We start from the raw sequence: 305 nt of genomic DNA, 5'->3' as shown, positions 1-305 counted from the left end.
GCTGCAGGAACAAAACTGAACGTTCCATTGGCATTAATTTGTAGGGTACCCACCCCGGCAATAGTCGCTGTGTCGCCTGCATTATAAGTGGCCGGATCCCCTGCCACGCTAAATTCAGTGACACTCACTGCACCGTCCACGCTGCTCGTTCCGGTCAGCACGTTGCCATTTAATGTGGTGTCTTCTGCCGTACTCAAGACTTCATCCGCATCACTAAAGGCATCATCAACAGCCGTGACGTCTATGCTCAAAGTCGAGGTGTCGCTGCTGCTGCCGTCACTCAAAGTGTAGGTAGCGACTGGAAC

1 protein-coding gene is annotated in these 305 nt (G+C 52.8%); it reads right to left on the bottom strand.

What is annotated here, in order from left to right; all coding sequences use genetic code 11:
- A partial coding sequence (locus Lwor_RS13845) for an Ig-like domain-containing protein (protein WP_162262297.1) occupies positions 1–305 on the bottom strand: 305 nt, incomplete at both ends.

It is taken from the genome of Legionella worsleiensis (assembly GCF_001467535.1).
In the GTDB taxonomy this organism is placed as follows: domain Bacteria; phylum Pseudomonadota; class Gammaproteobacteria; order Legionellales; family Legionellaceae; genus Legionella; species Legionella worsleiensis.
Note: the sequence above shows the minus strand (reverse complement) of the source record. Positions and strands in the feature narration are given on the sequence as shown.